Here is a 26,437-nt window from a genome sequence, read left to right on the forward strand (position 1 = left end):
GTATCGAGGGGGAGCACTCATGTACAAATACATCTTCCTATTTCTATTTTCAGTCGGTGTTGCTAGTTTTGGTTTATACGCCTTTTATTTTGATGAATCATCAGAAAGCGTTCATCCTCCAAACCCACCTGAAGAAGAGGCGGATGATGCTGTCGCCGTTTTTCAAAGCAATCAAACACCCTTGTCAGAGCGTGAGGAACTTCACTCCTCTGTACGCACAAAAGGAGAAAGTGCTGAAGTTGCTCGTGATCATTCGCCAGAACTCGAATATACAAATAGATCCGCAGACGAGATCAAAGCATACTACACTGAAAAGTTTGAAGCCATTCAAGAAGAGGCTCTTCTTGGCATCGAAGATTTGATTCACGATGCGGTTGATGAGTTTACCGCCAAAGTCGAGGAAGGTAACGTCCCTGCTTTTGATGTGTACACCAAATACTATCAGAGAGGTAAAGAGCTAGAAGCTGAGATTGAAGAATCGTTTCAGAGTAAGTATGATAAATTGATTCATGAATTAAACCATCATGGCTATGATCATGACTTGGCAGAGGAATTAAAAGAACAATACGAAGAAGAAAAAAGCTCAGCTTTTGAATATATCATTGAGTCCGTTAGGGAGAAGATGGGGATATAAGGGTGCCAGGCACCATAAGGGGGTGCCTGGCACCCCCTTCTTCTCTATTATTTCTCTCTATTCGCTTTGTTCAATTCTTGAATGTCAGTAACAAGCGCCTTCATCGCCTCTTTGGCGTCGGGATATTCCTCGTTCCAGTGTTTCGCTAGCGGCGGCATACTTTTTGAAATATGTGAATACAACACCCAAGCTTTAACTTTTTCCTTTAATTCTGGTGTTGCTTCACCTAGTAATAGTTCTGTGTACTTTTCAAGTAAACCGTCCAGTTGTTCATTTAACTTCTCGTCCACCTAACCACTCCTTATCTCGTTTCCACTATCATCACAGTGTTTCCAATTTTATCATATCGACTCTTAGACCGAAACGCAATCATAACCGGTGCAAGAAGTGCACTCCGTTCGCAGCAGAACCGCTCACTCCCAAAACATGCAAATAAACAGCCCAAGCACACCGAATTCATCGGAATGTTCAAGCTGTTTTATCGTAATTTAGGCGAATGCTAGCTTTTTACGGTAATTAAAGCGTGTTTGGTGGGCAACTTCTTCAATCGCTTTGATTGCACCATACAGATCATCTTTTCCGCTAGTGCCAGCCATATAATGTTCAACATCAGTGACAATACTTAAAAACTCAAATTTCTCTACCTCTATTAAAACGGGGTAATCAATTCGATCAATGGCTAATACTGCATAAAAGGCCGTATCCCCGTGAAAAACCTTCATAAATGAATATTCACTTGAACCCTTTTGGATGGAGCCGATTAAATCATGGTCCATGCCTATTAGTTTTAGTAATGCCTCATCGCTCAAGACACCTGTACTCACCGGTTCAATTCGTACGTTCCCTTCCATTTGCTTTACTAACATTTTGAAAATTCCCCCTTCGATCAACGTTTACCCACATTATGAACCTATGAAACTAGTTTTATACATGTGAATGGGAAATTTTTTAAAAAATGGGTGCCTGGCACCGTTGTTGCGGTGCCAGGCACCCTCTCTAGGCACCCACTCTTACGCAGCGTCTTTGATTGTTTCATCTAACTGGAAATCGCTCACTTCACGATTTAGCTTTATCTTATAAGCAAATAATGCAAGCACTACTACCGTTCCAATTGTTGCACCAATATATGACGTTGTCATCGGAAGCCCGAATCCGATTGGTGCACTTAAGATAAATGTTAGAGACACCATTGTCATAAATGTTGCTGGGATCGTAGCGACCCAGTGGAATTTATACTGAATGGCTAGATACATCGCTCCTACGAATAAAGCAATCGCACTAATCGCCGCATTGGTTACCCCGAAGTATCTCCATAATAGTGTGAAATCAATCGTTGTTAAAATAAATGAAATTACAAACATTGGTAACGCGATCCATAAGCGACTAGCAATTTTCAATTGCGATACGTTAATATAGTCAGCAATAATCATTCGTGCAGAACGGAAAGCCGTGTCCCCTGAAGTAATCGGAAGTACGATAACACCGAGAACAGCTAATGTTCCACCAATCGCACCAAGCAATGTAAACGCGACTTCACTTACAACTAGACCAGCCCCACCTGAAGCAATTAAAGCACTTAGGTCTGTGCCATGGAATAGACTCATCGCAGCAGCAGCCCAAATCATTGCAATAATACCTTCAACAATCATCATTCCGTAGAATACTTTACGACCATTTCTTTCATTTTTCATCGTTCTTGAAATGATAGGTGATTGCGTCGCATGGAAACCAGAAATTGCTCCACAAGCAATCGTAATCATCAAGATTGGGAAAATCGCATCCCCTGCTGGGTGCATATTCTCAAACGTTAACTCTGGAATTGGAGCACCAGTTACAATTAACATTCCACCAATCCCAATGGCACTTAAGACAAGAAGTGCACCTAAAATTGGATAAACTTTACCGATAATTTTATCAACAGGAAGCATCGTTGCAAAAATGTAGTAAAGAAAAATAACCCCTGTAACGACACCAAGCGCCACCCAACCGTTCATTAAATCATATAAAAGTCCAGCAGGTGCTGTTACGAAAACGGTTCCAACAAGGAGTAATAAAAGAACTGCAATCGCATTTACGACATGCTTCATTGCCTTTCCTAAAAACTTCCCTGCAAGCTCTGGCAAGTGCGCACCTCTGTTACGAATGGAGATCATACCCGTTAAATAATCGTGTACAGCCCCGGCAAACACACAACCGACAACAATCCAAATAAAGGCTACAGGTCCATAAAGCGCTCCCATAATTGGACCGAAAATAGGACCAACACCAGCAATATTAAGAAGTTGAATAAGCGAGTTTCGATTGGTTCCCATTGGAATATAATCGACCCCATCTTCCATACTATAGGCAGGCGTTTGTCTCTGTTCCTTGATGCCAAATAACTTTTCGATAACTTTACCATATGTGAAATAAGCAATTATTAATAGTGCAATTGATAGTAAGAATGTAATCATCTCAAACACCTCTTCTCTTTTTGAATACGCTTTCATTATAACTCGACCAGCTCAAAATGTGTCGAATTTGTGATAACGTGTTAAAAAGGTGTTCTGAAATGTTCAAATCCATGTCTTACATGCACAAATTATAACTCAAGGCGCTCGCGTAATGACTTCACGTAATTTCTACTAACTGGAATTTCCTCGTTTTGGCCAACGACTTTCACTTGATATGCTCCATTAAACCATGGAATTAGCTCCTCAATTTTATCTAAATTCACGAGATAGCTTTTATGTGTTCGAAAAAAAGCATAGCCCTTCAGCTTTTCTTCTAAATCTTTTATCGGAGTTCTTGAACGAAACTTGCGATCCTTTGTGCAAATCATCGTCTCTCGACCCTCACGAAATAAGTAGGTAATATCAGTAGGGACTAGATAAACAATCCGCCCTTCATCTTCAACAGCAAGTTTTGCCGTAACCAGAGATTTTTCCTCTGTCTTATCCGAAGGTGTTAAGCGCTGCTTGACTCGATTGATGGTGTCATCCAATTGTTCCTCATCAAACGGTTTAACTAAATAGTCTAACGCCTGTACCCGAAATGCATTGACTGCATAATCGGGATAGGCTGTTGCAAAGATAATTAGAGGTACCTTTTTCATATTTCCAGTCGCTTTGGCTAATTCTAAGCCAGACATTTGTGGCATCTCAATGTCTACGAAGGCAACATCAGGCTCTTTTCTCATCACAACCTCTAGCCCTTTTTCACCAGAATCAGCCTCACCTACCACTTCGACCTCTTGGTAACGCTCTAGTAAAAATGTCAGTTCATCTCGACTATGTAGTTCATCATCGATAATGACTACTTTAAACGTTTTATTCATATCCATCATTCCCCCTTACTTTCAAAGGGATATGAAAAGAAACAGTTGTTCCTCTTCCCTTTTCACTTTCAATGTTTAACCCTGCTTTTTCTCCATACATCATTTGTAATCGTCGGTTAATGTTCACTAAGCCGATTCCTGTCCCCGTTTTTGAATGCACTCTCTCGTTACCTAGTTCATCGATTCGTTTTGTCCCCATTCCGATCCCATTATCTGATACCGAAAGAAGAACAACATCTTCCCCCTTTTCGATTTGAATGGAGAGATAACTATCATTTTGCAATGGTTTCAAGCCATGTTTAATCGCATTTTCAACAATTGGCTGCAACGTCATTGGCGGTACCTTTATCGGCAGTGCCTTTGGATCAACGTCATAGTGAACGGTTAGTTTATCGGAAAAACGTGCTTGTTCAATTTCTAAATAAGCTTTTACATGCTTCAGATCTTCCTCAATTGATGTTTGCGTTATTGTTGTCCCTGACAAGTTCTGTCTAAAAAAATGAGAAAGTGAAACAAGAAGCCTTCTTGCTTTCATAGGATCCGTTCGAATGAGTGCGATAATTGTATTTAGTGCATTAAATAGAAAATGAGGGCTTACTTGCGCTTGTAATGCTTTGATTTCAGCCTGTTTTGCAAGTTCCAAGTGTCGATCAACTTCTGAGAGCTCGAGTTGATGACTTAATAACGTCGATAAGCCTTTACTCAACTCAATCGTTGTCGGCGAAGGGCCTTTCTCTGTTTTAAAATAAAACTTTAATGTCCCTATCGTTTCTTCTTTTATTTTTAGTGGAGCAATAATCGCCGCATGTAATGGACAATCGCGTACCCCACAATTAATTTCATCCTGTCCTGCGATCACCACTTCTCCATCTTTCAATACCCGCTTCGTAGCTTGGGTTCTAATCCCTTCATTCCCAACATGATGGTCTTGCGCGACACCAGTAAACGCTAATATGCGTTCTCTATTTGTAATCGATACGGCATCTGCTTGGATCTCCTTTAATAAGATTTTACATGTTGGAAGAGCTGATTCTGTGGTTAACCCTTTTCGCAAATATTTTAATGTTAAATCTGCTAACTTTAATGCTTTTTGAGCTTGGAGTGAACCGATCTTTTCTTCTTCGTGAATGACGTTTCGGATAATTAATATAAAGATGGCTGTCCCAATTCCGTTTGCAATAATCATCGGAACTCCAATATCACCTACTAATAACAAGGCTTGGTCAAACGGCCTTGCGACGAGTAAAATGACACCCATCTGCACAGCCTCAGCAAGCATACCAACAACGAGTGCCGTTTGCAAAGAGATGATTCGATTGTTTTTATTACTTTTATAAAAGTATCCCGCAATCGCACCAGCAATGATTGTTGATAACCCACAAGCAAAAGCCGTAAAGCCTCCTAAAAAATAACGATGAACACCTGCTATCAACCCTGCACCGATGCCAACCTTCCAACCGCCTAATAAGCCTGCGACAACAACACCAATCACTCGTGAATTGGCAATCGCTTCCCCTTCCTCTATGCCAACCACCCAACGAAAGTACGTCGCTTGTTCAGGATTAACCTTCAACCCTGTATATGTACCAATGATTCCAAATAAACCAAACATCACAATTACACTGACCCTTGAATGACGCGCAATCTTTCGTTTTTCAATAAGGTGTCGTACAAATTTAAAACGAGTCATCACAAAAGCGACCGTAACGATAATTCCAAGCCGCTCAAGCATGACCAAAACTAATTCCCACATCGCCTCCACCTCCTTAGTTAAAGGGTGCCAGGCACCGTTGTTGCGGTGCCTGGCACCCTTATTTTGTCACCCTTATTTAATCATCTTCGTGAGTGGCTCAAATAGTTTACTCACGAAATGTGTCGGGCCGGGAGCGTCAGGAAAATAAAGCAGGAAGGCGGCGAGACAAACGGCGATTGCTGAAATAGCAATAAACGCGCGTTTTTCTTTCGTCTCATGCTTTTCAATTTTTGGCCATTCAAACCAAGTAACCACACCGACAACAACAGCAATAACAAACAGGTAGATAATCTCCATGTCTTCCACTTCCTCTATATTCTTCTATCAACCGGCACGCACCACATCAGACTCAACCGCCTCAAATTCAAGACTACCTCGCTGATAAGCCAAGACGACGTACGTGAACTTTCACGTCATATTCAATGTCTATTGTCGCAAATGTTCCATCCCAATTATCCCTTAATTCTTTCCATTCGTCAGGATATTGTTGATTAAAGACGATCCCAAATCCAAACACATCACTTTTTAGTTGTTTCTGGACTCGCTCAGCCGTCTCTTCTAAACGCCCTTGAATGCGCTCCTCAAGTTGTCTTTCTACTGATTTAAGCGTATCAATTTCTGATAAATTAAGACCGGTCGTATTTTGAATGACATCATCCTCAGAAATAGCTTGTACAGTCATTTTCAACTGACCATCCTGAATCTCCGGGATTAACTTCGTCTCCGCATGAATCATATACGTTGAAATAAATCCCTCTTCCTCCTCTGGCTCAATCGTAACCGTTGCTTTATCGATCTCATTTCTAAACCAAAGTAAGCCTCTCGTTAAGCCGACATCAATCACATCAATGAGGTGGCCTTCTTTAAAAATCGCCGAGCCTACTAACTCAATTTGCTGTTTACCCTGACTTGCTCCATACATATCATTTGCTAGATCGACGACTGGAATAACCGTCCCCATACGGTCTTCTTTGATCGATTGAAGAACATCACGAATGGTTACCATGATACCCAACCTCACCTCTAAAAGCTCACGGATCAACTCCGCACTACTCTTCTCTAGATGTGGAATTTCACTTAACAGCTTTTTTGCTTTTGTATGGCTAATGACTACGCGGTCACGTATTCTTGATTCTGGAAATCGCGTAAAATAATCTAGTTCATCACTAATTAGTCGACGTCGAACAAATTCCTCATCAAAAACGATGACACGATTGTGCCCCCAAAAAAGTTCTCGTGAAAATTTTTGTTGCAATACGGATATCGCTTCTGCTAGTGTATTTCCTCTTGCTGATTGGACAAAAGTCGTTTGATCTGTTGATCCACCACCTCCACTAGACAGTTCCCCTTCAAGGATCTTAACCTCAACCGAAATTTCAACTTCTTTTTGAGCCACATAATCGACCCCAGTTGCCAACACTAATGCAATATCATTAATTTCCTGACGATCCCAGCATCCGGTTGTCATCACAAGCACTAGTAGACTAACAAGCAAAAGACTATTTCTCATCTTATCCACCTTTTTTGAAGGATTAGCTATGAACCTGTTCATTCTCTTGTGAGCGGTTTCTCATTCTTTTTTTTACGATAACGACCACAAGTAAAAACAGCGGGATCAGTGTCTGGACAAACGGTAAGTAAACCGGGCTAGTCGCTCCAAGCAACTCCCGCATTTCGGTAAACGTCGGGGTCACCCACACACCGAAGATCACTAACAGCATCCCGATCGGAAAGACAACAGGTCGATAATTTGATAGATCTAACCACTGCGCGGTCCCAATGACAAGAGCATAATAAAATACAGCGATTTTCACATACGCCCCTGCCACCCATAACGCCATCACAACCGCTTCGACATTTTCAAAAAAATCAGCAATGCTAATGTAACGAGCGGCACTCATCAATGGATACGACAAATCCTCCGTAATGAGCCCAAACAATAGCATAACAACTAAGTTTGTCACCATTAATGAAAAAGAAATCAAGAGCAATGACATCACACTCCATCGCAAAGCCTTGTTAGGATTAGCAACATAGGGAAGCAAAAAACTAATTAAAAAAAATTCACTATACCAACTACTAGGCATTAGTGCCCCTAAGAAAGAAGGCGTGATTCCCTCTTCAAAGATTGGAAATATATTATCAAAATCAATTTCAGATAAAAGCAAAACAATAATAACAAAAATAATAAATAGTACAATTGGAACAAACATTTCAGCTGTTCTCGCAAGAACCTCTAGACCAGCTCGAACCGCTAATGCAGATACAAACACCATACTTGCAATCACAACGATCATTGGGGTCTCCATTAGAAAAATCCCAATCACAAAATCAGTATACTCTCGAATGATGACGCCATTAATATGTAGATAAAAAAGTAAAAATAACAGTCCTATGATTTTACCAGGGACTTTTCCGATAATCTTTGGACAATACTCGATCACCGTTTCTTTTGGAAAGTACGAATGTAACTTGATCGCAATAGCAATCGTTACAAAACCGGTACCCAATGCCCAAAATGGTGACAACCACAGGTCACGTCCGGCAGCTTCTGCAGAAATCGCCGGGATGACCAAAATAGCGGTTGCAATGATGGTTGGATACATCATGACCGCCATTTGAAACGATGAAATTTTCCCTTTTTCAATCACACTAATCACCCCCTCTGCTCGCACCAGGTCTTTGTTGCCCTGCCTGACGTGACTGTCCCGTGTCCCCTGTCAAATGCGGCCTTGAGTTCATTTTCCAAAGCGGTGCTCTCATCAACACATCTTTTAGATCTTTTTGTTTGATTGGTGCTAGTGGGGATAAGTACGGTACGCCAAATGAACGTAATGAGCACATATGAATGACAATCGTAATCACACCGAGCATGATCCCAAGTAATCCTAGTGTCCCTGCTAACACGATCATCGGAAAGCGCAACATTCGGATCGAAATACCTGCATTATAACGAGGGATGGCAAACGAAGCGATCCCTGTTACAGCGACAACAATCACCATCGGCGCGGACACGATTCCTGCTTGCACTGCAGCTTCTCCGATAATTAACGCACCAACAATGCTCACAGCTGCTCCAATTTGTTTAGGGAGACGAAGGCCGGCCTCACGCAGAACTTCAAACATGATTTCCATCAACAATGCCTCAACAAAGACTGGAAAAGGAACGACCTCTCGGGACGACGCAATACTGATGATTAACGTCGTCGGCAGCATTTCTTGATGATAAGCTAAAATCGCGACATAGATTGATGGAAATAATAGTGCCATCACAAGAAACAAATAGCGCAACCAGCGAATCGCACTCCCAATCAAAAAGCGTTCATAATAATCTTCTGACGCTTGCAACAGTGAATAAAAGGTTGTTGGTGCAACAAGAGCAAACGGTGAACCATTCGCAAAAATCACAACATGACCTTCTAGCAAATAAGCAGTTGCAGTATCTGGCCGCTCGGTACTAATCATTTGCGGAAAAGGTGAATAGGGTTGGTCTTCTATTAACTCCTCAATATAGCCACTATCAACGATCCCATCAATATCAATTCGCTCAAGTCGGACCTTCACTTCTTCAACTAACGTATTTTCAGCAACACCATCAATGTATGCAACCGCCACCTCTGTTTCAGTCAATTGACCAATCAGTTGCGTATGGATCGCGAGGCGCGGACTACGAATTCTCCTCCTTAGAAGCGAAAGATTCACATCAATCGCTTCGGTAAAACCTTCACGAGGACCGCGGACGACATGTTCCGCATTTGGTTCCTCAATCGAACGCGCTTCCCACTTTGCTAACCCAATCGCTATCGCTTGTACCGTTTTATCAATGAGTAGGACAGGATAACCAGCCGAGAGTTTTTGATAAATTTTATTAAAGCTCGTCAATTTCTCCGATTCTGAGACGGAAAGCTTTTGTTCAATTAAGCTGTCAACGAAAGTCGGTGATTCAAAATGACTGTTCATTAACGGTTTCAAAACATTGCTGTTGACTTCGTGTTCATCGATTAAACCAGAAATATAAATCAAGCAACAGCTGCGCTTACCAATGGCAAATGAGCGAAAGATCACATCAGAGCTGTTATGATAGGTCGAGCGAATCGTTTCGATATTTTCGTTTAAATCGATTGAGAGCAGTTCAGCCTTTTTTTCGTTCTCTACCTCTACCAACAAGGCCTGTTGTTTAGCAAGCAACTTTTGCTTCCGGTAGCTTCGCTTTTTTACTAACCCTCCGAATCGCCTCATACCACATCCCATCCTTCTCCGACAATTTACAACTAAAAGCTTTTGTTAGTTTGTGGCAATGATGAGAGAATTATGTACAGTGGTGGTGCCTGGCACCATTGTTGCGGTGCCAGGCACCACCACTGTACAAAAAAAAGCGTGAGGCCCCTTTTTGGAGCCATCACACTTTCGTTACGTATATTTTCTTAATTCTAATAAGCGGTACGTATGACTAACAACCACTTTTAATACGGCATAAGCAGGAACCGCTACTAACAAGCCGATAAACCCACCAAACCTTGCTGCGACTAACAACAGCAGGATAATTGTTACCGGGTGAATCGCAAGCTTGCGCCCCATCACTTGCGGGGCAATCAAGTTACTCTCAATTTGCTGGATAATCAGAATGGTGATAATCACCCATAACGCCATCCATGGTGACGTTAATAAACCAACAATTACACCAGGGATTGTCCCAATCCACGGTCCAACAAACGGAATCACATTCGTAAACATCGCAATCAAAGCGAGGATCAGTGAATATTCAAGACCGATAATATTATAGCCAATAAACGCCATCACCCCGACACAAAAGCTGACGATAATTTGCCCTTGAATATAGGAGCTTAACGCAAAGTCCATATCCTTTAAAATCCGACGACCCTCTTGCCGCTGCTTTTCTGGAAGCAAGCGCAACATTTGCTTTGGTGCCTTCTCCCCTTCCTTTAACATATAATAAAGGACAAATGGGATAATGATCAGCACAATCACGGTATTGGCTATAAGGCCAATGAATGCAGCTGCATTCTTTCCAATCGTTGAAACAAAGTCATTTAAATAGGAGACGACCGTCCCACTTATTTCTTCAAACGAAAAACCTTGATCAAGCTGGAAGCGTTGCACAAGATCGAACTCTTGGATGTTAATAATCATTTGCCGAGCCTCAGAAATCAAAATCGGTAAATCACGCACAAAATTATGGAACTGAGCCTGAAGTATCGGTCCAATTAATAAAAACACCATTACGATTAGCCCGATGGCAATAATGTAAATGAGAAGTATTGCAATCCCCCGCGGAATCTTCCATGACAAAAAGTCGACAATCGGCCGCAGTAAATAATACAACACTCCTGCCAACAAAATCGGTGCCGCTAATGTTTGCACGAGCACGACCACAGGATAAAAAATCCAATCCACTAACGAAGCTAAATAAATGATCGCAAAAATAATAATTAATCCATATCCAAAACGAAACGCTTTACTATCTGGCATCCGCACCACTCTCATCTTTATAAACTATGTATCCTATCGTTCCCCATGAATTTCTATTATAAACCATTTGTGGTGCCAGGCACCACTAAAAAAGGGGGGGGGTGCGCACGCTAAAGAGGCTGTGACAAAAGGTTGGTTTTTACCTTTTGTCACAGCCTCGAAGCAATAAGCGTAACCGCCACCATCTTTTAAAAGCCCGGTGTGAGTGGGTTTCTCGCACCGGGCTTGTGGCGAGTGAAGCCATTGCCGCCCCCTCGTCCTCAATACTTCCGCCAAGCCACATATTCTTTATTTAACAGCTTGCGCCGAGCAAACGTATGAGCCTGTGTAATCAATCGCTCGATCGTTCCAGTATTACAAGCAAGAATCCGTAAAATCACGCCACTTACCGGCAAGGCCGATACCCCGAAGCGGGCATCCGCATTAATATCCGCTAGCGTTTCATACAAGCGATCAATAAAGTCTTCATCCACATGTGGATGAACGATCATAAACATGCCCACATGTGTATAACCGTCCATTTGCATGAGACCACCCATCTCGTCATCAGGCTCAAGCATCAAGTGATCGAATACCACAAGCTTTCCATTTTGGTAGACTTTCAACTTAGAGCGGATCCAATCGTAGCGAAAATAGCTACCATCCGGTGACCATCCTGGCGTCATGATGTCGCTATAAAAAAGACAAGCGTCTGCTTCCATATGAATAACCGTCTCTTGACTAAAGCGTGCCTGCTCATAAGCAATCACTGGATCAGGGAGAAACTCAAGCACGCTGCCCTTTTGCAAGTTCACTGTCATTTGTTGAACGACTGGTGTTTTTGGGGTTTTATATATTTTAGTTGATGATTGCGTCGTGATCGCTAGTTTTGCGCCATCCTCTACATCAACTGTCGTTCGGTACGTATCCCCATCAACATAGCCCCCACCAACATCAATCATATAAATCGATGGCGAATCTTCTTCAAGATAGACAGGCCGAGTGATTTTAAGTGCACCTTCATAGAAGCAATCAGAAATAATCGTTTTTGGCCCTTTCTCTGTCGCGGTCAACTCTAATACGCCAGTATAGCTCATCCTTCCAATCCGATGAGCAGCGTATGTTTTTTAATCCAGTCGACCACCTCATCTAGCCCTGTTCCATCCTTTAAATTCGTAAACACATACGGCTTTTCACCCCGCGCTGAGATCGTATCTTGCTCCATAATCTCAAGGCTGGCACCAACATGTGGAGCCAAATCTGTTTTATTAATGACAAAAAGATCGGACTTGATCATCCCCTGGCCACCTTTTCGCGGAATCTTCTCGCCTTGTGCAACATCAATGATATAAATCGAAAAATCTACGAGCTCAGGGCTAAACGTCGCCGCCAAGTTATCCCCACCACTTTCAACAAATATCAAATCCAAATCACCGTGCTTTTCGTTCAATTCATCAATCGCGGCAAAGTTCATCGATGCATCTTCACGAATCGCCGTATGTGGACAACCACCTGTTTCAACTCCGATCACACGTTCATCTGGCAACACACCGTTTTTCATTAAAAATTGTGCATCTTCTTTTGTATAAATATCATTGGTTACAACCGCCATGCTTAACTCTTCATGCAACTGGCGCGTTAGTTTTTCAACGAGCATCGTCTTCCCTGCCCCAACCGGGCCTCCAACTCCAATCCGTACTGGTTCCATCGATAAAACTCCCCTTTTCTTTTTAAAAATTTTAAGACATAAATAACCGAACATGTAAGCGTTCATGACACATTTGTGCGACTTCTAACCCTGGACTAATCGCTCCGAAGTCATCCGTGGTTAACTGAAAAATATCTCTGACAGCCTCTTCAAGCAATGGCTGTATCTCGACTAAAAGCTTTTGCCCATCCGTTTGCCCAAGCGGAATACCGCGAACCGCATTTTGAACCAACGAGGAAACGGTCGTAAATAAATACGTTTCAATCGCGGTGTCCTTTGGGACCTGCAAGTGATGAGCGACCGCTGCAAATGCTAAGGCAGAGTGTCCATAGGCTTCCTTCTTTTTGATCTGATCAAGATAATCATTCAAAAATGATGACGGGTACAAATCGATACAGAGCTTCGCCATCCGTTCACCGATTCGTTTGTTACCTAGCCTTGTTTCACGCGCAAGACTTGACGTATATAAAAGCTGATCAAGTTCTAAAAATGCTGAAAGGTCACCTTCCTCTAGCGCTTCATAAGCGAGCCGACAAGCAAGACCATCGACAAAAACAAGTTGCTTTTTCACATAAATCGAAAGGGCCTCACTAAAACTGTTTTTATCGGTAATCACTTCGTCTTGAATATAGGTCTCTAATCCAAAGGAATGAGAAAACGCTCCTGATGGAAAATTTGAATCACTTAATTGCAAGAGCGGTACGAGCTTATTAATCATGACTATGTCCTATATGACGAAACGCTTCTTTTACTTTTCGTTTCTCTCTTTCATACGGAATCGCTAGCTCCTGTAGCAATTCTTCGACTAAATAATCATATTGAACGAGCATTTCATTTCCTTCGAATTGAGCTGGCATGTGGCGGTTACCCAACTGGTGCGCAATCTCACCCATCTGCTTGATGGATGTTGGCCTAATCGTTAACAAGTCATCCTCCTTCACCGAGACGACGATCATGTTCTTTTCATCCATAAATAAAACATCACCATCAACAAGGTCGCGGTTTTCACGTAAGCGAATCCCAAGTTCATTGCCGTGGTCTGTAACCACTCGTTGGATTCGTTTCACCAAGTGATCACTTTCTAAATACACACGCTCAACATGTGGTGCTCGTTTTTCTAATGTCGCTACATTCCCAATCACTTTATCAATAATCATCTTTCCTCACCTCAAAATAAAAAATATCGTTGCGCCATCGGAACAACCTCTGCTGGCTCACACGTAATCAGTTCACCATCGACTTTTACTTCATAGGTTTGTGGATCAACCTCTAGCTTCGGTGTCTCCCCATTTAAAACCATTGATTTTTTCGTTAGATCGCGAACACCTGAAACCGGTTTGACTCGCTTTTTTAATCCTAATTGTTCAGATACCCCTGCTTCATGTGCCGCCTTTGAAACGAATGTCATTGACGTTTTATATTTCGCACGACCGAATGAGGCAAACATTGGACGATAAAAAACAGGCTGGGGTGTTGGAATGCTTGCATTCGGATCACCCATGACGCTATGAGCAATCATGCCACCTTTTAAAATTAAATCAGGCTTCACCCCGAAAAACGCCGTGTCCCAGACGACGAGGTCAGCAAATTTCCCGACCTCAACCGAGCCAACATACTCGGAGATCCCATGGGTAATCGCTGGATTAATCGTATATTTCGCAATGTAGCGCTTCACCCGGAAGTTGTCTGCGCCACTTTCCTCTTCCGCCAATCGTCCGCGCTGCTTTTTCATTTTATCTGCGGTTTGCCATGTCCGACTGATCACCTCACCGACACGGCCCATCGCCTGCGAATCAGAGGAGATGATACTGAACACACCTAAATCATGTAAAATATCTTCGGCCGCAATCGTTTCCTTTCGAATCCGCGAATCAGCAAACGCGATATCTTCCGGCACACTTGGATCGAGGTGGTGACAGACCATCAACATATCTAAATGCTCTTCTAAAGTATTCACTGTAAACGGACGCGTTGGATTCGTTGATGACGGTAAAATATTCATGTGTCCCGCCGCCTCAATGATATCTGGTGCGTGTCCACCTCCAGCCCCTTCCGTATGATACGTATGAATCACGCGACCATCAATCGCTGCTAGTGTATCTTCAACAAACCCGCCTTCATTGAGCGTGTCGGTATGAATCGCAACTTGCACGTCATATTCATCAGCAACTTTTAAACTCGTATCAATCGCTGAAGCTGTCGTCCCCCAGTCTTCATGAAGCTTTAACCCAATCACTCCGGCTTCGACTTGCTCACTGACCGCCTTTACGTCGGATGCATTCCCTTTTCCTAAAAAACCTAGATTCATAGGAAACTCTTCAGCTGCCTCTAGCATGCGGTGAATATTCCATTCACCAGGTGTACACGTTGTTGCATTCGAGCCTGTCGCCGGGCCCGTGCCGCCTCCGATCATCGTTGTCACACCTGATTGCAGAGCCGTTTCAATCTGCTGCGGGGCTATAAAGTGAATATGAGCATCAATCCCACCGGCGGTCACAATCTTTCCTTCTGCTGCAATCACTTCCGTCGAAGCGCCGACAACGATATCGACATCATCCATTAATAACGGGTTGCCCGCCTTGCCAATTGCCGTAATGTGTCCATCTTTCACACCAATATCCGCCTTATAAATACCCGTCACATCAACGATCATTGCATTGGTGAAAACAAGATCGACACATTCCTCTCTGGTGGCGAGCGGGTGTTGCCCCATACCATCACGAATCACTTTCCCGCCACCGAACTTGACTTCATCACCATATGTCGTATAATCTTTTTCAATTTCTATGAACAGCTCTGTATCTGCAAGACGGACAGCGTCACCAACGGTTGGACCGAACATATCAGCATATTGTTTTCTCGACATTTGAAAGCTCATTTACTTCTCTCCCTCCTTTTTCAAAGACCCGTTTAATTGGTTGTTTAAGCCGTATATTTTTTGTTCCCCAGAAAAGGGCACAAGCTCAATCTCTTTTTCATCACCCGGTTCAAAGCGGACCGCTGTCCCTGCTGGAATGTTTAAATGCATCCCTTTTGCCTGTTCACGCGTAAATTGCAGGTAGCTGTTCACTTCATAAAAATGAAAGTGCGAACCGATTTGAATCGGACGATCTCCTTGATTTAACACCGTTATCGTGATTGGTTGTTTATTAGCGTTGCAGTCAATTGGCTCTTGTTTGACGATGTATTCGCCTGGAATCATGCTTTCATCCCCCTTTTTGTGATTAACGGATCGGATCATGAACGGTTACGAGTTTTGTCCCATCTGGAAATGTCGCCTCGACTTGAATGTCAGCGATCATCTCAGGAACGCCCTCCATCACATCCTCTCTTGAGAGAATCGTCGTCCCGTACTGCATCAACTCTGCGACGGTTTTCCCGTCTCGTGCCCCTTCAATCACTTCATACGTAATAATCGCTGTCGCTTCTGGGTAGTTCAGTTTTAGACCACGTGCCTGACGCCTGCGCGCCAGGTCAGCAGCAACGACGATCATTAACTTTTCCATTTCACGAGAAGTTAGTTTCATCTTGATCACCCTTTCTACATCGATTTATGAATATTTATATAATGAGAGTCAAGTCAATAAACCGAGGGCTTAGCTACCCCACTTTTGCTAAAGATAGAGGCCCTCGGTCCGGTTAAGCTGAACGCTTTTTTTCCAAATACATCTCGACCCACGGACGAATGGCAATATAGAGACCTGCGACAATCAGCCAAGTAAAAGCTAGGTACGTCCATCCTGTGAAAAACTGCAAACTATAGTTGTAGCCGGTGACAAACATGATCCCTGGGAAGAGGATAATGAGGAAAAACGTTAATCCAAAGGCCCAGCGCGTACACATTTTTATGTCTCTTTGTAACTGATTATCTTTCATAATTAAACAACTTCCCTTCTAGCGTTAGCACTTGTTTGAACCTCTGTCTGATCATCATCAAAGCTTTTGAACTTATCTTTTAACGACTCAAAATCAAATTCTTCTTTCGCGATTAATCCATGAGCGATTGCAATCGTACCGCTGACGATAAACACCGTTAAGTTCCCAGCAAGCATCGAATGTAATTCACCTAAAGACTGAACGCTAATATTCCCATACAGCATGTACGCTGTCGTAAACCAAACCGTCACCCCAGAAATCATCCCTAACAACGCACCATAAAAGCAGCCAGCGTTTGTCGTACGTTTCCACAACAATCCAAGTGCTAATGGAATCACGGCCGCACTAACGAAAATTCCCATCGCCATGTAAACGAATCCTAGACCGATTCCGACTTGGAAGAGCAAGATTGAAAGAATCCCCATCGCAAGACCAAAGCTTAAAGTCACGATTCGCGATACTTTTAATGTTTGTTTACTGCTTGCATTTGGATTAATTGATTCTCGGTAAATATCTGTAACAATAATGTTCGTAATCGCGGTAAGCTCAGCTGCCCCCGTCGACATGACTGCCATAAATAACATCACCAAAAATAAAATTGATCCCGCGGCCCCTAATAGATGAGCGGCCATGAGCGGGGCAGATGCATCTGGGTCCGTGACATTTAACCCTAGCCCTGCTGCACTAACACCTAAAAAGGTTGCAATCGCAAATGGAATCGAGAACCACGCGATCCCGCCATATATGTACGCTTTCGAAGCGGCACTATCCTTACTTGCAATCGCCCGTTGCCAATACGACTGATCAACAAACACCGCTCCGAAGTTACCGATAATATTAATCATTCCAAAGAATAACCCCGGAATCGACGCCATCGTTAACATCTGCTGTGACTCTGGTAAGGATTGTAGACCTTCATAGACGGTCGAAACCCCAAACTTCATATAAACAACTGTTGCAAAAACTGTAAGGATGACAAAAATCATGACCGTATTCAAATAGTCCGCGATAAAAGAAGCCTTCAGACCACCGATCATCGTATAAATCGTAAATGTTAATGGGATTAAAAACGCTGCGACATACACATTCATACCTGTTAACGAGTTAAGGGCAATCGCACCGCCGAGAATGACCATCGCTGTAACGATAATGTTGGTCATTAAAGCAAAAACCATCATCAATTTATGGTTCTTTTTATCAAACCGTTTGCCGATAAACTCTAGGAATGTATGAGCCTTCGGTGCTTTTCGTTTTAAATGAATCGCAACGATCGCAAAGAGGAGCACCTGTACACACGCACCAGCAGCATACCAGTAAGGACCACTAATCCCGTATTGAAACCCTGTTGACGAAGACATCATCAATGTCGCCGCCCACGTCCAAGCCGCTATAATTGAAGCACTTGCTAACCCGACACCAACACTACGTCCCGCCGTACTAAACTGTTCTGCCGTCATCGCTTTCCCGCGACGACGCTGCATAATAATCGTTAAACTCGTGAAGAAGACCCCGAAAACTAACAAAATCAAATACCCAACGCTTGGTGTTAACATACATGACCTCCATTTGTTTATTTATTTCACATCACATGTGTTATGCATGAGTTCTTTGATGAGTCTAAATAATTAAATAATTTAAAATCTTTAACGAGACCTAGTATAAGCACATCTCACCCTCACATCAAATGTTATGTCATATTTCCTTACATGGTATTTGAATATTGGGGTCAGACCCCTCCTCAAAAACCTCCACACGCCACGTCCTTTCAACATGCTCTGGCACCTCTAATCATCCCGTCGTTGCGGTACATTGGGCGTTATAAGAGCACAAAAAAACGAGGGGTCTGACCCTCGCTCTAATGCTCTATTCCATTTTCAATACTTTCAAAGACATCGTCTAGGGAATAGTACCCATGAGTCTCAAAGTCATCGTTATCATCCGCTTGGATCGTCCAAACGCCTTCTTTGAGCGCAAGCTTGCCTTCGTGGTCTTTTTCAAACGGCATGTTTACCATATAAACCTCGCCATCTTTCTTCACCGTATAGCCGATATAGTAACGTTCAGCCTCGCCTTCTTCTTCATAAACGCCAATATCGTCTAAGTCATACTTCTCCATTAATGGCTCCAACATGCGGTTCATATTTGTAAGAATCGTCTCTCTTGTCACAAACTCCACAACGTCCCCTCCTTTCACAAACGATTCATACGTACTATTCCCTGTTTTGCTCCCACTATGTGGGGTCTGACCCCCACACAACCACTGTCATTAGGATCCTGCTCTGGCACCGCAATAATCCCAACAGCCGCGGTAGCTGCGCCCACAAAAAAGAAGCAGTAACTGAGGGGGTCTGACCCCTTCAAGCTACTGCGCATGATCAATCATTTCTTGATATTTATGCTGTGGCCAGACCTCACCTTCATGAACCGTACCGTCAGCATATTCGACTTCAATCGAAATTGAACGTAAGTTGTCTGTTGTTTCGACCTCTAATTCCCAGACTTCATCGATATCATGGCCATAATCCGCCTGCTTGCCACTTGTTGCTTGCAATTCTGTTGTTTCTGTTTCACCTTGATCATCTGTAAGCTTTGCGGTCACACGTTGCGCTTTATAGAAATCAAACAAAACCTCAGGCTGAGCAAGTTGTGCCTCATAATGTTGCAATCCTGTTTGGTTTGTACTGTAGCTTGAACCAAGCATCGTTAGTGGCGTCGGTCGGTAATGATTCTCGTGCACGCGACGTGTCTCACTTGACCTCACCGTTTCACCTCTGGTCATCACTCGGTACTCATAATCATGTTCAGGATCGATGACAAGTGGTGCTCGGTACCTTACATCATCCACCTGTTCTGCCTCAACTTCGATCCAATCTGTTTCACTCAATTCTCTATATTGCAAAAGGACATTGGCATTTGCACCAATTTCCTGAAAGCCCCACTCTAACGTTAGCCGCAATTGCTCTGGCGATGAGCCTTCCTCATCTGGATAAAACGACTCATCGGTTACCCAGCGGCTTGCATTCGTTAACTCATGCATACTTCCAGTAAGGTGATTTACATCTGATCGAATCAATTCCACTGCCGATTGCAGGTGGTTGGACTCCATCGCCAATTGCCGATCTAAATGAAATGTACGAGTGATGAGATAAATATTTAATACCAAACTCGCTATAACCAAATAAATAATGATTTTATTGTACCTCTCCATCACACCGACCTCCCCTTTTTCATCGTTCCATCCATAACGTCTATCTTACCATTTTCTATTACCGTATGCGCACGTATTTATGATTCATTCTCTTAAGATGGGGTCAGGCACCACAAAAAGCCAATTACATCAAGGGTTACACCCACAAAAAGAAGCAGTGACAGGAGGGGTCTGACCCCTCCTGTCACTGCTTCCCATTCTATATTGATTGCGGTTCCGCGACTGGTTCTTTTGGCTTGCGTCGAACGAGGAATGTCGCACGGTCTCGGTATAAGAACACGACCGATAACACGAATGATAGGAAATCCGCGACCGGAAAGGCGATCCATACACCGATGACACCAAAGAAATGCGGTAAAATCAAGACGAGTGGAATTAAGAATAGAATTTGACGTGACATTGATAATACTAACGCTTGTTTTGCAAGCCCAAGCGCTTGGTATAAGCCACCGCTGACGACTTGAACACCGATCACGATCGCTAACGCGAACATGATCCGCATCGCATCGGCCCCCGCCGCAATAACTTCTGCATCTGCTGTGAAAACCCGCATAAAAGCATTTGGAAAGAGCATCATCACGACAAAGACAAGTGCCGAAAACACAGTCGTCAGCTTCAAGCCAAGCCATACCGTTTCTTTCAAGCGATCATCATTTTTCGCTCCATAATTGTAGCCGACAATCGGCTGCATGCCTTGAAGAATCCCCATCATTGGCATTAAAGCAAACATCGCGATTCGCTGAATGATCCCAAACACCCCAACATAAAATTCGCCACCAAAGCGAATCAGCATCACGTTGATGGCAACCATCATCACACTGCCACCCACTTGACGAACAAAGCTCGGGAAACCAACGACAACAATTTCTTTTATCAACGCGACATCTGGTCGCAAATAGATTTTACCAAGTTGAAGCGAGCTTCTTCCTTTCAAAAAGTATTGTAAAATAACAATAGAAATGGACGCTTGTGAAATCACCGTCGCAACTGCTGCACCTTGCACACCCATATCGAATCCAAAGATAAATAGCGGTGATAGGAAAATATTTAATACCGATGGAATGATCATCGTCATCATTGCAAAGCGCGCGTTTCCCTCTGAACGAATCACATTGTTAGTTGTAAACGCAAATAGGAAAAAGAACGCACCGAGCATGATTGGAAGTAAATAATCATAGGCGTACGGTAAAATTTCTGGGGTAGCCCCGAACAAGACAAGTAACGGTTCAAGGAACATAAAACCACCGATCATCGCGATAACACTTACGACAAAAACAATCGTCAGCACGTTTCCAAAAATTTCATTAGCCTCTTCCGTTTTATCAGCACCGAGGCGTCGCGAAATCAATGAGGCGCCCCCGATCCCGACCGCCCCTGCAAGTGAGGTAATGATCATCATAAGCGGAAATGCGACACTAACACCGGCTACGGCTTCGATACCAACGCCATACGAAATAAAAATCGTATCAACGACATTGTAGAGTGCCATGACAATCATCCCGACAATCGCTGGAATCGATAAATTCTTCAATAGCTTCGGGATCGGTTCCGTACCTAACCTTTCACTTTGTTGTTGTTTCATAGCTGTTCTCCTCTGTTTATAAAATTTTCTCTCTATTGATCCCTCATATTCTTTTGCATCTTCTTTAACCACGCCAATACAAGTTGTTTCTCTTCAACCGAAAAGCCGCGGACAAGCTCTTCTTCGATCGTACGAAGCTCATCCCACAGCCTTGCCTCCATGGTCCGACCAGCCTCCGTCAACTCAATCACTTTTGAGCGACGGTCCTCCCTGCTATCGACCTTCTCGATCAAACCTTTCTTTCTCATCGTCTCAATAATGCCATTCATCGACGACGCTTTGATGTAGAGACGGTTTTGCAGTTCAGATTGAAACTGATTGCCATGCTCAACGAGAAAATAAAGCACCTTTGCTTGTGAAACAGTTATATTAAACTCTGAAAGCTTTTGATTATAGCTATTTTGGATAAAATGCGAAACAATACCAAGTTGATAACCAACACTTTGTTCAATGTTACGATCCATAGTTTTTTGTTAGCCTCCTAAATAAATCAACTTAGCTATTATACATGATTATCTAGAGTAAATACATATTTAAAAAAATTACCAAATGATTTTCGTTCGGCTCCTAATAAAATTAATCCCTTGTCCTAAGACAACTCTAAAAAAGGATTGACATCCTATGTGATGTGCTGTTAGGCTGTTGATTGTGAAAAGAATAAAATTCTTCGTTAGGTGAGGCTCCTGTGATGGAGATACGCTACTGCCCAAAAATGTCCAAAGACGCCAATGGGTCAACAGAGATCATCGACTTAAGGTGGTATCTAACGTAGCTGGAATTTTTCCTATGCCGCACAGTGCTAAAGCTCTACGAATGGAGACTGATAAAACAAGCATCTCTGATGCCTTATTTAGGCATGATTTGTGGTGTTCATTTTTGGTTATGTATTAACCCATCTTCATTCGTATGAGGATGGGTTTTTTTGTTTTATTAAGTCCCTTAAAAGAAGTCAGTGGAACAGCGATAACGTTAATTCCCATTCACCATTTGTTTGAATACGATACAACAATGAAAATTTGTAAAGGAGGGACGTTTTATGAAGCGTTTAAATGAAGAAGATCGTAAATCCTATTTTGAAAGAATCGTAAACACATTAACTACAGAAAACATCGAGGACTTTCGCGACACCTTTTTAGAGTTACATCCAACTGATCAAGTCGAGCTTTTTCAATCATTAGAAAAAGAAACGCGTGCACTTGTCTATCACTATTTAGCTGCTGATGAATTTGCGGAAGTGTTCCAAGGGCTTGAACTCGAGGAGCAGCAAATGATTGTGTTTGAGCTTGATGAAATCTATGCGGCTGATATGTTCAACGAAATGCACGCTGATGATATTGCTGACTTTTTAAGCGAACTAAATGAGCCACATGCGAAGGCGATTTTAGCGGCGATGAATAAAGAAGAAGCTGATGATGTCAAAGAGCTCCTCTCCTATGAGCCCGAAACAGCCGGGGCGATTATGACAAAAGAGTTCATCTCGATCCGAGCAACCGATACAGCTGCGGAGGTCATTGAACACTTACGCCAGGAAGGGCCCGACGCTGAGACGATTTATTACCTTTATGTCGTTGATGCAAAAGATAAACTGGTTGGTGTTGTCTCATTGCGTGACCTTATCATCGCCCCAACGGATGAGCAAGTCGAAAACGTCATGAGTACGCGCGTCGTATCCGTTGAAGCGAACACCGATCAAGAGGAAGTGGCTAACATTATTCGTGACTACGACTTCTTAGCAGCACCTGTTGTCTCAAGCACAAATGAGTTAATCGGAATTATCACCGTCGATGATGTCATCGATGTTATCGAAGAAGAAACGACAGAAGATGTCGGTGAAATTAGTGCGGCGAGAGGGGCAACCGATGTCAATGTTAGCTCGTTTACGGCAGCGAGAAAACGTGCGCCATGGATTATTTTATTAATGTTCTTTGGACTTATTACCGCCGAAGTGATCGGTCAATTTGAAGAGACTCTTGAAGCGATCGTGCTATTGGCTGTCTTCATTCCATTAATTATGGACTCTGCCGGAAACACAGGGACACAGTCACTTGCCGTTATGGTACGTTCACTTGCAACAGGGTCTTTTGAAAAGAAAGGTCTCTGGCATACGATCAAACGTGAATTTGGCACTGGTGTCATGCTTGGATTGTTTTGTGCGATCGTGTTAGTGATTGTTATCCCGTTCTTATATGGGAGCTATATGCTCGCACTGATCGTTGGCGTTTCCTTATTCTTAACGTTAAGCATTGCAACAACGGTTGGAACGATCGTGCCGATTATTATTACAAAGTTAAAGTTAGATCCAGCGATCGCATCCGGCCCATTCATTACGACCGTTAATGACATTTTAGGCTTACTCATCTACTTTTCAATCGCAACATCACTCTTGCAGTATTTGTAGCTGGAGACACCCTAGCCGGGGAAAACTACATTATGAATGTCATTGAATAAGGGCATGGAGAAATGAACTCCATGCCCTTATTTTCAATTTTACTTTAAATGTAATACTTCAGATACTTTATCGGAGAGCTGCAAATGACTTTCCGTTACATAAATAGTGAGAAATAATATAAAGAATGATATAGACAGGAAAAGAATATATATGCTCCCAATTCAAAGGTTCATAAATCTCAATCCAAATAAAGAAAGGCTCAGCTACAAAGGCTGCTATGAATCCAAAAATGATCCCTTTTATGAATGGGTTTATATTAGGCTTTACTTGGAGAAAAAACATGGTAACAACAGGCATTAAAGATAAATCCCAAGGAATAAAGGCAGGGATAAAGGGAATTACTTCGTACTTATAAATCCAAAGCCCCAATTGAATGCCAAGAGAATCTAACCACGATGCTATAATCATCATAAAAAAACCAGCTGTTAACAAACGCAATGAACTTTCTTTCTTCCTAAGTATGAGCCAAGCAATCCAAGGAGTAAGCGTCAACCCAATTCCTACCCACCATTGCCAAGTAAATACAATAGATTCAATCCATATTTGTATTTGTTCGTTGTTTATTTTATGAATTTGTTCAAACAATTCCTGAATGCGTATTAAGTCTTCATTCATTATGAGCGTAAACTCCTTATTGTAACCCAACGAATAAAATGATTTAATTGCCTAAGCAGTGTGTTTGGCATCTTGCTTAGGAAAGAGAGCACTAATAATGGAGTTACTATCGTTATATGTACTATTCTAAGGACTAACCACTGTGCTCCGCTAGTAGGGACAAATTCCCAAATAAGATGTCTTCTACATATTAAATAATATATGACATTAACCGAACTAACAAAAATCATATTTTTGTAATATTTAGGAATATCGCGCCAAGAATTATTGAAGATGCCTAACAATATAACGCTTAGTACCAAAACAAGGTGTCTATTTCTGTTTTTTCGTTTGTTCCTCATTAAATACACATACCCTCTTTTTTTACTTAATCATTTGGAATGCCTTTGTAATATTGGAAGTATCAATAAAAACCCCCTGTATCTCCCATTTTAGTATTTAATGAATACTATTTTTTATACTCGATCCTTTGCAAAATCCTTTTTCGTTCCGCTCTTACACCCGTTAATGCAATAAGAAAAGTGAAGTTAATTGAACTTATTTTTAATTAATTTAATGATTAAGCATAAACCCATAATTACTGAAATAATGTATCCAATATAAAATAAAATTCCATTTATAATTGCAATTAAATCACTGGGCTGTTCGTTTACAGTTCTCGCATAATAAGGTTAAAGACATTAAACCAAGACCAACAATAAAACAAATAAATATACTGAGTGTTTTAATAGTAACCCTTCCCATCAACGTTTCTAAATTATGCTCCATAACAAAATACGGAATTACCATTTATACCTTTTTATTGATTAGGAACATAAAGAGGGTTGTTTGGTCCTTGAATTTACGTTATTAAAGGGCACGCTAGATTCCTAATAGCGTGATTAAAAATTCGCGCACCAGTACACTTTTCTCTAGGAGGCACACAATGAGATTTTCAGGTGTAGGTTTAGTTATGCTAGCCGCTATATGCTGGGGTATTAGTGGGGGAATTGCCGCTATTTTAATGAACAAGGGCTGGGATCCTAGTGTAATTTCCCTTTACCGAGGGGCTGTTGGATTTATATGTTTTTTCGCGTGGTTTCTCTTTTGTTTTAGACAAAATTGGATCTTCTCTCCTCGTTTATACATATGGTCCCTATTGGCAGGGGTTGGTGTTGCTGGAAATTTCACTTTTTATTTTCTCAGTATCCAAGCCTCAAGTATTGCTATTGCCGCTACTTTAATGTACACCGCACCTCTCTTTGTCCTTTTAGTCTCCTTTTTATTACGAATAGAACGTTCGACTTGGTTTAAATGGGGGTGCATTTCCGCTGTACTTATGGGGATTATCCTGCTTACTGGTGCCTACAACACCGAATCGATTTCAGTGAGCTTTCTAGGCACGGTAGCGGGGCTCGCTTCTGGACTGTCCTATGCTTTATTTATATTCGGGTTTAAAAATGCCTCTTCTATCGGAAAGCCGCAGACCACCTTAACTATCGCTTTTTTTTCATTTTGTCTCATCCTTTTTCTTTTTACGGACAATGATGAAGTAGCTAGTGTGATCACGTCAAGTGACATAGGATGGTTTCTTCTATTAGGGATCGTGGGCGCTGGAATTTCATTTATACTTTATGTGATTGGAATTCGATGGACTGCCCCAACAACTGCTTCGATGGTCGCTATGGTAGAGCCGGTAACAGCTTCATTATTTGGCGTTCTGCTTATCGGAGATCATTTGACGATCATTCAACTTCTTGGAATGGTGCTCATCCTGGTTACGATCACCGTACTTAGTGTGAAGCAGTCCGAAACGGAGAAACATACAAAAGTCACAAACACTTAGAA

At 42.3% G+C, this 26,437-nt stretch carries 27 protein-coding genes and 1 riboswitch; of the genes, 3 read left to right on the forward strand and 24 right to left on the reverse strand.

The features are described from left to right. The first annotated feature begins 19 nt into the window (after positions 1–19). Positions 20–634, forward strand: coding sequence for a hypothetical protein (locus KH400_RS08435; RefSeq protein WP_217223918.1), 615 nt, complete (start codon positions 20–22; stop codon positions 632–634). 47 nt (positions 635–681) lie between these two features. Here the strand turns inward: KH400_RS08435 and KH400_RS08440 are convergent, their stop codons facing one another. The 23 genes from KH400_RS08440 to KH400_RS08550 form a co-directional block, all read right to left on the reverse strand. Continuing rightward, the gene (locus KH400_RS08440) at positions 682–924 is read right to left on the reverse strand and encodes a YusU family protein (protein WP_217223920.1); all 243 of its coding nucleotides are present in this window, start codon (positions 922–924) and stop codon (positions 682–684) included. Positions 925–1,122: 198 nt separating this feature from the next. Further along, a complete protein-coding gene (locus KH400_RS08445; protein ID WP_217223922.1) occupies positions 1,123–1,500 on the reverse strand; it encodes a hypothetical protein in 378 nt (125 codons plus the stop codon). A 144-nt stretch (positions 1,501–1,644) separates the two neighbouring features. Then, on the reverse strand, positions 1,645–3,087 hold the full coding sequence (locus tag KH400_RS08450; RefSeq protein WP_217224056.1) for a carbon starvation CstA family protein: 1,443 nt from the start codon (positions 3,085–3,087) through the stop codon (positions 1,645–1,647). 128 nt (positions 3,088–3,215) lie between these two features. Next, a complete protein-coding gene (locus tag KH400_RS08455; protein WP_217223923.1) occupies positions 3,216–3,950 on the reverse strand; it encodes a LytR/AlgR family response regulator transcription factor in 735 nt (244 codons plus the stop codon). Beyond that, positions 3,943–5,703 carry a sensor histidine kinase gene (locus KH400_RS08460; protein WP_217223925.1) on the reverse strand — a complete coding sequence of 587 codons (1,761 nt, stop codon included), beginning with the start codon at positions 5,701–5,703 and terminating at the stop codon, positions 3,943–3,945. Before KH400_RS08460 ends, KH400_RS08455 begins: the two co-directional genes overlap by 8 nt. 72 nt (positions 5,704–5,775) lie before the next feature. After that, the gene (locus KH400_RS08465; protein WP_217223927.1) at positions 5,776–6,000 is read right to left on the reverse strand and encodes a hypothetical protein; all 225 of its coding nucleotides are present in this window, start codon (positions 5,998–6,000) and stop codon (positions 5,776–5,778) included. Between the two features lie 73 nt (positions 6,001–6,073). Then, positions 6,074–7,213, reverse strand: coding sequence for a Ger(x)C family spore germination protein (locus tag KH400_RS08470; RefSeq protein WP_217223929.1), 1,140 nt, complete (start codon positions 7,211–7,213; stop codon positions 6,074–6,076). A gap of 22 nt (positions 7,214–7,235) precedes the next feature. Beyond that, positions 7,236–8,354, reverse strand: coding sequence for a GerAB/ArcD/ProY family transporter (locus KH400_RS08475; protein WP_217223931.1), 1,119 nt, complete (start codon positions 8,352–8,354; stop codon positions 7,236–7,238). Between the two features lies 1 nt (position 8,355). Continuing rightward, complete coding sequence (locus KH400_RS08480) at positions 8,356–9,942, reverse strand: spore germination protein (RefSeq protein WP_217223933.1); 1,587 nt, start codon at positions 9,940–9,942, stop codon at positions 8,356–8,358. A 171-nt stretch (positions 9,943–10,113) separates the two neighbouring features. After that, positions 10,114–11,193 carry an AI-2E family transporter gene (locus KH400_RS08485; RefSeq protein ID WP_217223934.1) on the reverse strand — a complete coding sequence of 360 codons (1,080 nt, stop codon included), beginning with the start codon at positions 11,191–11,193 and terminating at the stop codon, positions 10,114–10,116. A gap of 260 nt (positions 11,194–11,453) precedes the next feature. Then, the gene (locus tag KH400_RS08490; protein ID WP_217223936.1) at positions 11,454–12,269 is read right to left on the reverse strand and encodes an urease accessory protein UreD; all 816 of its coding nucleotides are present in this window, start codon (positions 12,267–12,269) and stop codon (positions 11,454–11,456) included. Beyond that, positions 12,266–12,880 carry an urease accessory protein UreG gene (gene ureG / locus KH400_RS08495; protein WP_217223939.1) on the reverse strand — a complete coding sequence of 205 codons (615 nt, stop codon included), beginning with the start codon at positions 12,878–12,880 and terminating at the stop codon, positions 12,266–12,268. The genes KH400_RS08490 and ureG overlap by 4 nt, the downstream gene beginning before the upstream one ends. A gap of 31 nt (positions 12,881–12,911) precedes the next feature. Then, entirely contained in the window at positions 12,912–13,598 is a 687-nt protein-coding gene (locus KH400_RS08500) for an urease accessory protein UreF (RefSeq protein WP_217223941.1), read from the reverse strand. Next, entirely contained in the window at positions 13,591–14,037 is a 447-nt protein-coding gene (ureE, locus tag KH400_RS08505; RefSeq protein WP_217223942.1) for an urease accessory protein UreE, read from the reverse strand. Before ureE ends, KH400_RS08500 begins: the two co-directional genes overlap by 8 nt. Before the next feature lie 11 nt (positions 14,038–14,048). Then, a complete protein-coding gene (gene ureC / locus KH400_RS08510; RefSeq protein ID WP_217223944.1) occupies positions 14,049–15,758 on the reverse strand; it encodes an urease subunit alpha in 1,710 nt (569 codons plus the stop codon). After that, positions 15,759–16,082: an urease subunit beta gene (locus tag KH400_RS08515; protein WP_217223946.1), complete on the reverse strand. Its 324-nt coding sequence runs from the start codon at positions 16,080–16,082 to the stop codon at positions 15,759–15,761. It abuts the gene before it with no gap. Between the two features lie 22 nt (positions 16,083–16,104). Further along, entirely contained in the window at positions 16,105–16,407 is a 303-nt protein-coding gene (locus KH400_RS08520; protein ID WP_217223948.1) for an urease subunit gamma, read from the reverse strand. 112 nt (positions 16,408–16,519) lie between these two features. After that, entirely contained in the window at positions 16,520–16,756 is a 237-nt protein-coding gene (locus KH400_RS08525; protein WP_217223950.1) for a hypothetical protein, read from the reverse strand. 2 nt (positions 16,757–16,758) lie between these two features. Next, a complete protein-coding gene (locus KH400_RS08530; protein ID WP_217223951.1) occupies positions 16,759–18,309 on the reverse strand; it encodes a sodium:solute symporter family protein in 1,551 nt (516 codons plus the stop codon). A gap of 302 nt (positions 18,310–18,611) precedes the next feature. Then, the gene (locus KH400_RS08535) at positions 18,612–18,932 is read right to left on the reverse strand and encodes a DUF5634 family protein (RefSeq protein ID WP_312889098.1); all 321 of its coding nucleotides are present in this window, start codon (positions 18,930–18,932) and stop codon (positions 18,612–18,614) included. Between the two features lie 186 nt (positions 18,933–19,118). Next, entirely contained in the window at positions 19,119–19,964 is an 846-nt protein-coding gene (locus KH400_RS08540; protein ID WP_217223952.1) for a hypothetical protein, read from the reverse strand. Between the two features lie 199 nt (positions 19,965–20,163). After that, a complete protein-coding gene (locus tag KH400_RS08545) occupies positions 20,164–21,546 on the reverse strand; it encodes an MATE family efflux transporter (protein ID WP_217223953.1) in 1,383 nt (460 codons plus the stop codon). A 32-nt stretch (positions 21,547–21,578) separates the two neighbouring features. Further along, a complete protein-coding gene (locus tag KH400_RS08550; protein ID WP_217223954.1) occupies positions 21,579–22,010 on the reverse strand; it encodes a MarR family winged helix-turn-helix transcriptional regulator in 432 nt (143 codons plus the stop codon). Between the two features lie 195 nt (positions 22,011–22,205). Next, positions 22,206–22,371: riboswitch (M-box (ykoK) riboswitch) on the forward strand. A gap of 211 nt (positions 22,372–22,582) precedes the next feature. Here KH400_RS08550 and mgtE point away from each other — a divergent pair. Then, positions 22,583–23,944 (forward strand): magnesium transporter, encoded by a 1,362-nt coding sequence (mgtE, locus tag KH400_RS08555; RefSeq protein WP_217223955.1) that lies wholly within the window; start codon positions 22,583–22,585, stop codon positions 23,942–23,944. A 117-nt stretch (positions 23,945–24,061) separates the two neighbouring features. Here mgtE and KH400_RS08560 read toward each other — a convergent pair whose 3' ends face one another. Further along, complete coding sequence (locus KH400_RS08560; RefSeq protein ID WP_217223956.1) at positions 24,062–24,610, reverse strand: CBO0543 family protein; 549 nt, start codon at positions 24,608–24,610, stop codon at positions 24,062–24,064. Between the two features lie 925 nt (positions 24,611–25,535). Here KH400_RS08560 and KH400_RS08565 point away from each other — a divergent pair. After that, on the forward strand, positions 25,536–26,435 hold the full coding sequence (locus KH400_RS08565; protein ID WP_217223957.1) for a DMT family transporter: 900 nt from the start codon (positions 25,536–25,538) through the stop codon (positions 26,433–26,435). The last annotated feature ends 2 nt before the right edge of the window (positions 26,436–26,437 follow it).

The sequence above is a fragment of the Desertibacillus haloalkaliphilus genome, from assembly GCF_019039105.1.
Taxonomy (GTDB): Bacteria; Bacillota; Bacilli; order Bacillales; family KJ1-10-99; genus Desertibacillus; species Desertibacillus haloalkaliphilus.

What these genes read in the sequence shown, in the direction of transcription:
- KH400_RS08465 (WP_217223927.1), bottom strand. Translation starts at nt 6,000, where the DNA reads ATGGAGATTATCTACCTGTTTGTTATTGCTGTTGTTGTCGGTGTGGTT.
- KH400_RS08460 (WP_217223925.1), bottom strand. Translation starts at nt 5,703, where the DNA reads ATGTGGGAATTAGTTTTGGTCATGCTTGAGCGGCTTGGAATTATCGTT.
- ureE (WP_217223942.1), bottom strand. Translation starts at nt 14,037, where the DNA reads ATGATTATTGATAAAGTGATTGGGAATGTAGCGACATTAGAAAAACGA.
- KH400_RS08500 (WP_217223941.1), bottom strand. Translation starts at nt 13,598, where the DNA reads ATGATTAATAAGCTCGTACCGCTCTTGCAATTAAGTGATTCAAATTTT.
- KH400_RS08520 (WP_217223948.1), bottom strand. Translation starts at nt 16,407, where the DNA reads ATGAAACTAACTTCTCGTGAAATGGAAAAGTTAATGATCGTCGTTGCT.
- KH400_RS08540 (WP_217223952.1), bottom strand. Translation starts at nt 19,964, where the DNA reads ATGGAGAGGTACAATAAAATCATTATTTATTTGGTTATAGCGAGTTTG.
- KH400_RS08490 (WP_217223936.1), bottom strand. Translation starts at nt 12,269, where the DNA reads ATGAGCTATACTGGCGTATTAGAGTTGACCGCGACAGAGAAAGGGCCA.
- KH400_RS08470 (WP_217223929.1), bottom strand. Translation starts at nt 7,213, where the DNA reads ATGAGAAATAGTCTTTTGCTTGTTAGTCTACTAGTGCTTGTGATGACA.
- mgtE (WP_217223955.1), top strand. Translation starts at nt 22,583, where the DNA reads ATGAAGCGTTTAAATGAAGAAGATCGTAAATCCTATTTTGAAAGAATC.
- KH400_RS08545 (WP_217223953.1), bottom strand. Translation starts at nt 21,546, where the DNA reads ATGAAACAACAACAAAGTGAAAGGTTAGGTACGGAACCGATCCCGAAG.
- KH400_RS08515 (WP_217223946.1), bottom strand. Translation starts at nt 16,082, where the DNA reads ATGATTCCAGGCGAATACATCGTCAAACAAGAGCCAATTGACTGCAAC.
- KH400_RS08435 (WP_217223918.1), top strand. Translation starts at nt 20, where the DNA reads ATGTACAAATACATCTTCCTATTTCTATTTTCAGTCGGTGTTGCTAGT.
- KH400_RS08445 (WP_217223922.1), bottom strand. Translation starts at nt 1,500, where the DNA reads ATGTTAGTAAAGCAAATGGAAGGGAACGTACGAATTGAACCGGTGAGT.
- KH400_RS08450 (WP_217224056.1), bottom strand. Translation starts at nt 3,087, where the DNA reads ATGATTACATTCTTACTATCAATTGCACTATTAATAATTGCTTATTTC.
- KH400_RS08560 (WP_217223956.1), bottom strand. Translation starts at nt 24,610, where the DNA reads ATGAATGAAGACTTAATACGCATTCAGGAATTGTTTGAACAAATTCAT.
- KH400_RS08565 (WP_217223957.1), top strand. Translation starts at nt 25,536, where the DNA reads ATGAGATTTTCAGGTGTAGGTTTAGTTATGCTAGCCGCTATATGCTGG.
- KH400_RS08530 (WP_217223951.1), bottom strand. Translation starts at nt 18,309, where the DNA reads ATGTTAACACCAAGCGTTGGGTATTTGATTTTGTTAGTTTTCGGGGTC.
- ureC (WP_217223944.1), bottom strand. Translation starts at nt 15,758, where the DNA reads ATGAGCTTTCAAATGTCGAGAAAACAATATGCTGATATGTTCGGTCCA.
- KH400_RS08480 (WP_217223933.1), bottom strand. Translation starts at nt 9,942, where the DNA reads ATGAGGCGATTCGGAGGGTTAGTAAAAAAGCGAAGCTACCGGAAGCAA.
- ureG (WP_217223939.1), bottom strand. Translation starts at nt 12,880, where the DNA reads ATGGAACCAGTACGGATTGGAGTTGGAGGCCCGGTTGGGGCAGGGAAG.
- KH400_RS08525 (WP_217223950.1), bottom strand. Translation starts at nt 16,756, where the DNA reads ATGAAAGATAATCAGTTACAAAGAGACATAAAAATGTGTACGCGCTGG.
- KH400_RS08455 (WP_217223923.1), bottom strand. Translation starts at nt 3,950, where the DNA reads ATGAATAAAACGTTTAAAGTAGTCATTATCGATGATGAACTACATAGT.
- KH400_RS08485 (WP_217223934.1), bottom strand. Translation starts at nt 11,193, where the DNA reads ATGCCAGATAGTAAAGCGTTTCGTTTTGGATATGGATTAATTATTATT.
- KH400_RS08550 (WP_217223954.1), bottom strand. Translation starts at nt 22,010, where the DNA reads ATGGATCGTAACATTGAACAAAGTGTTGGTTATCAACTTGGTATTGTT.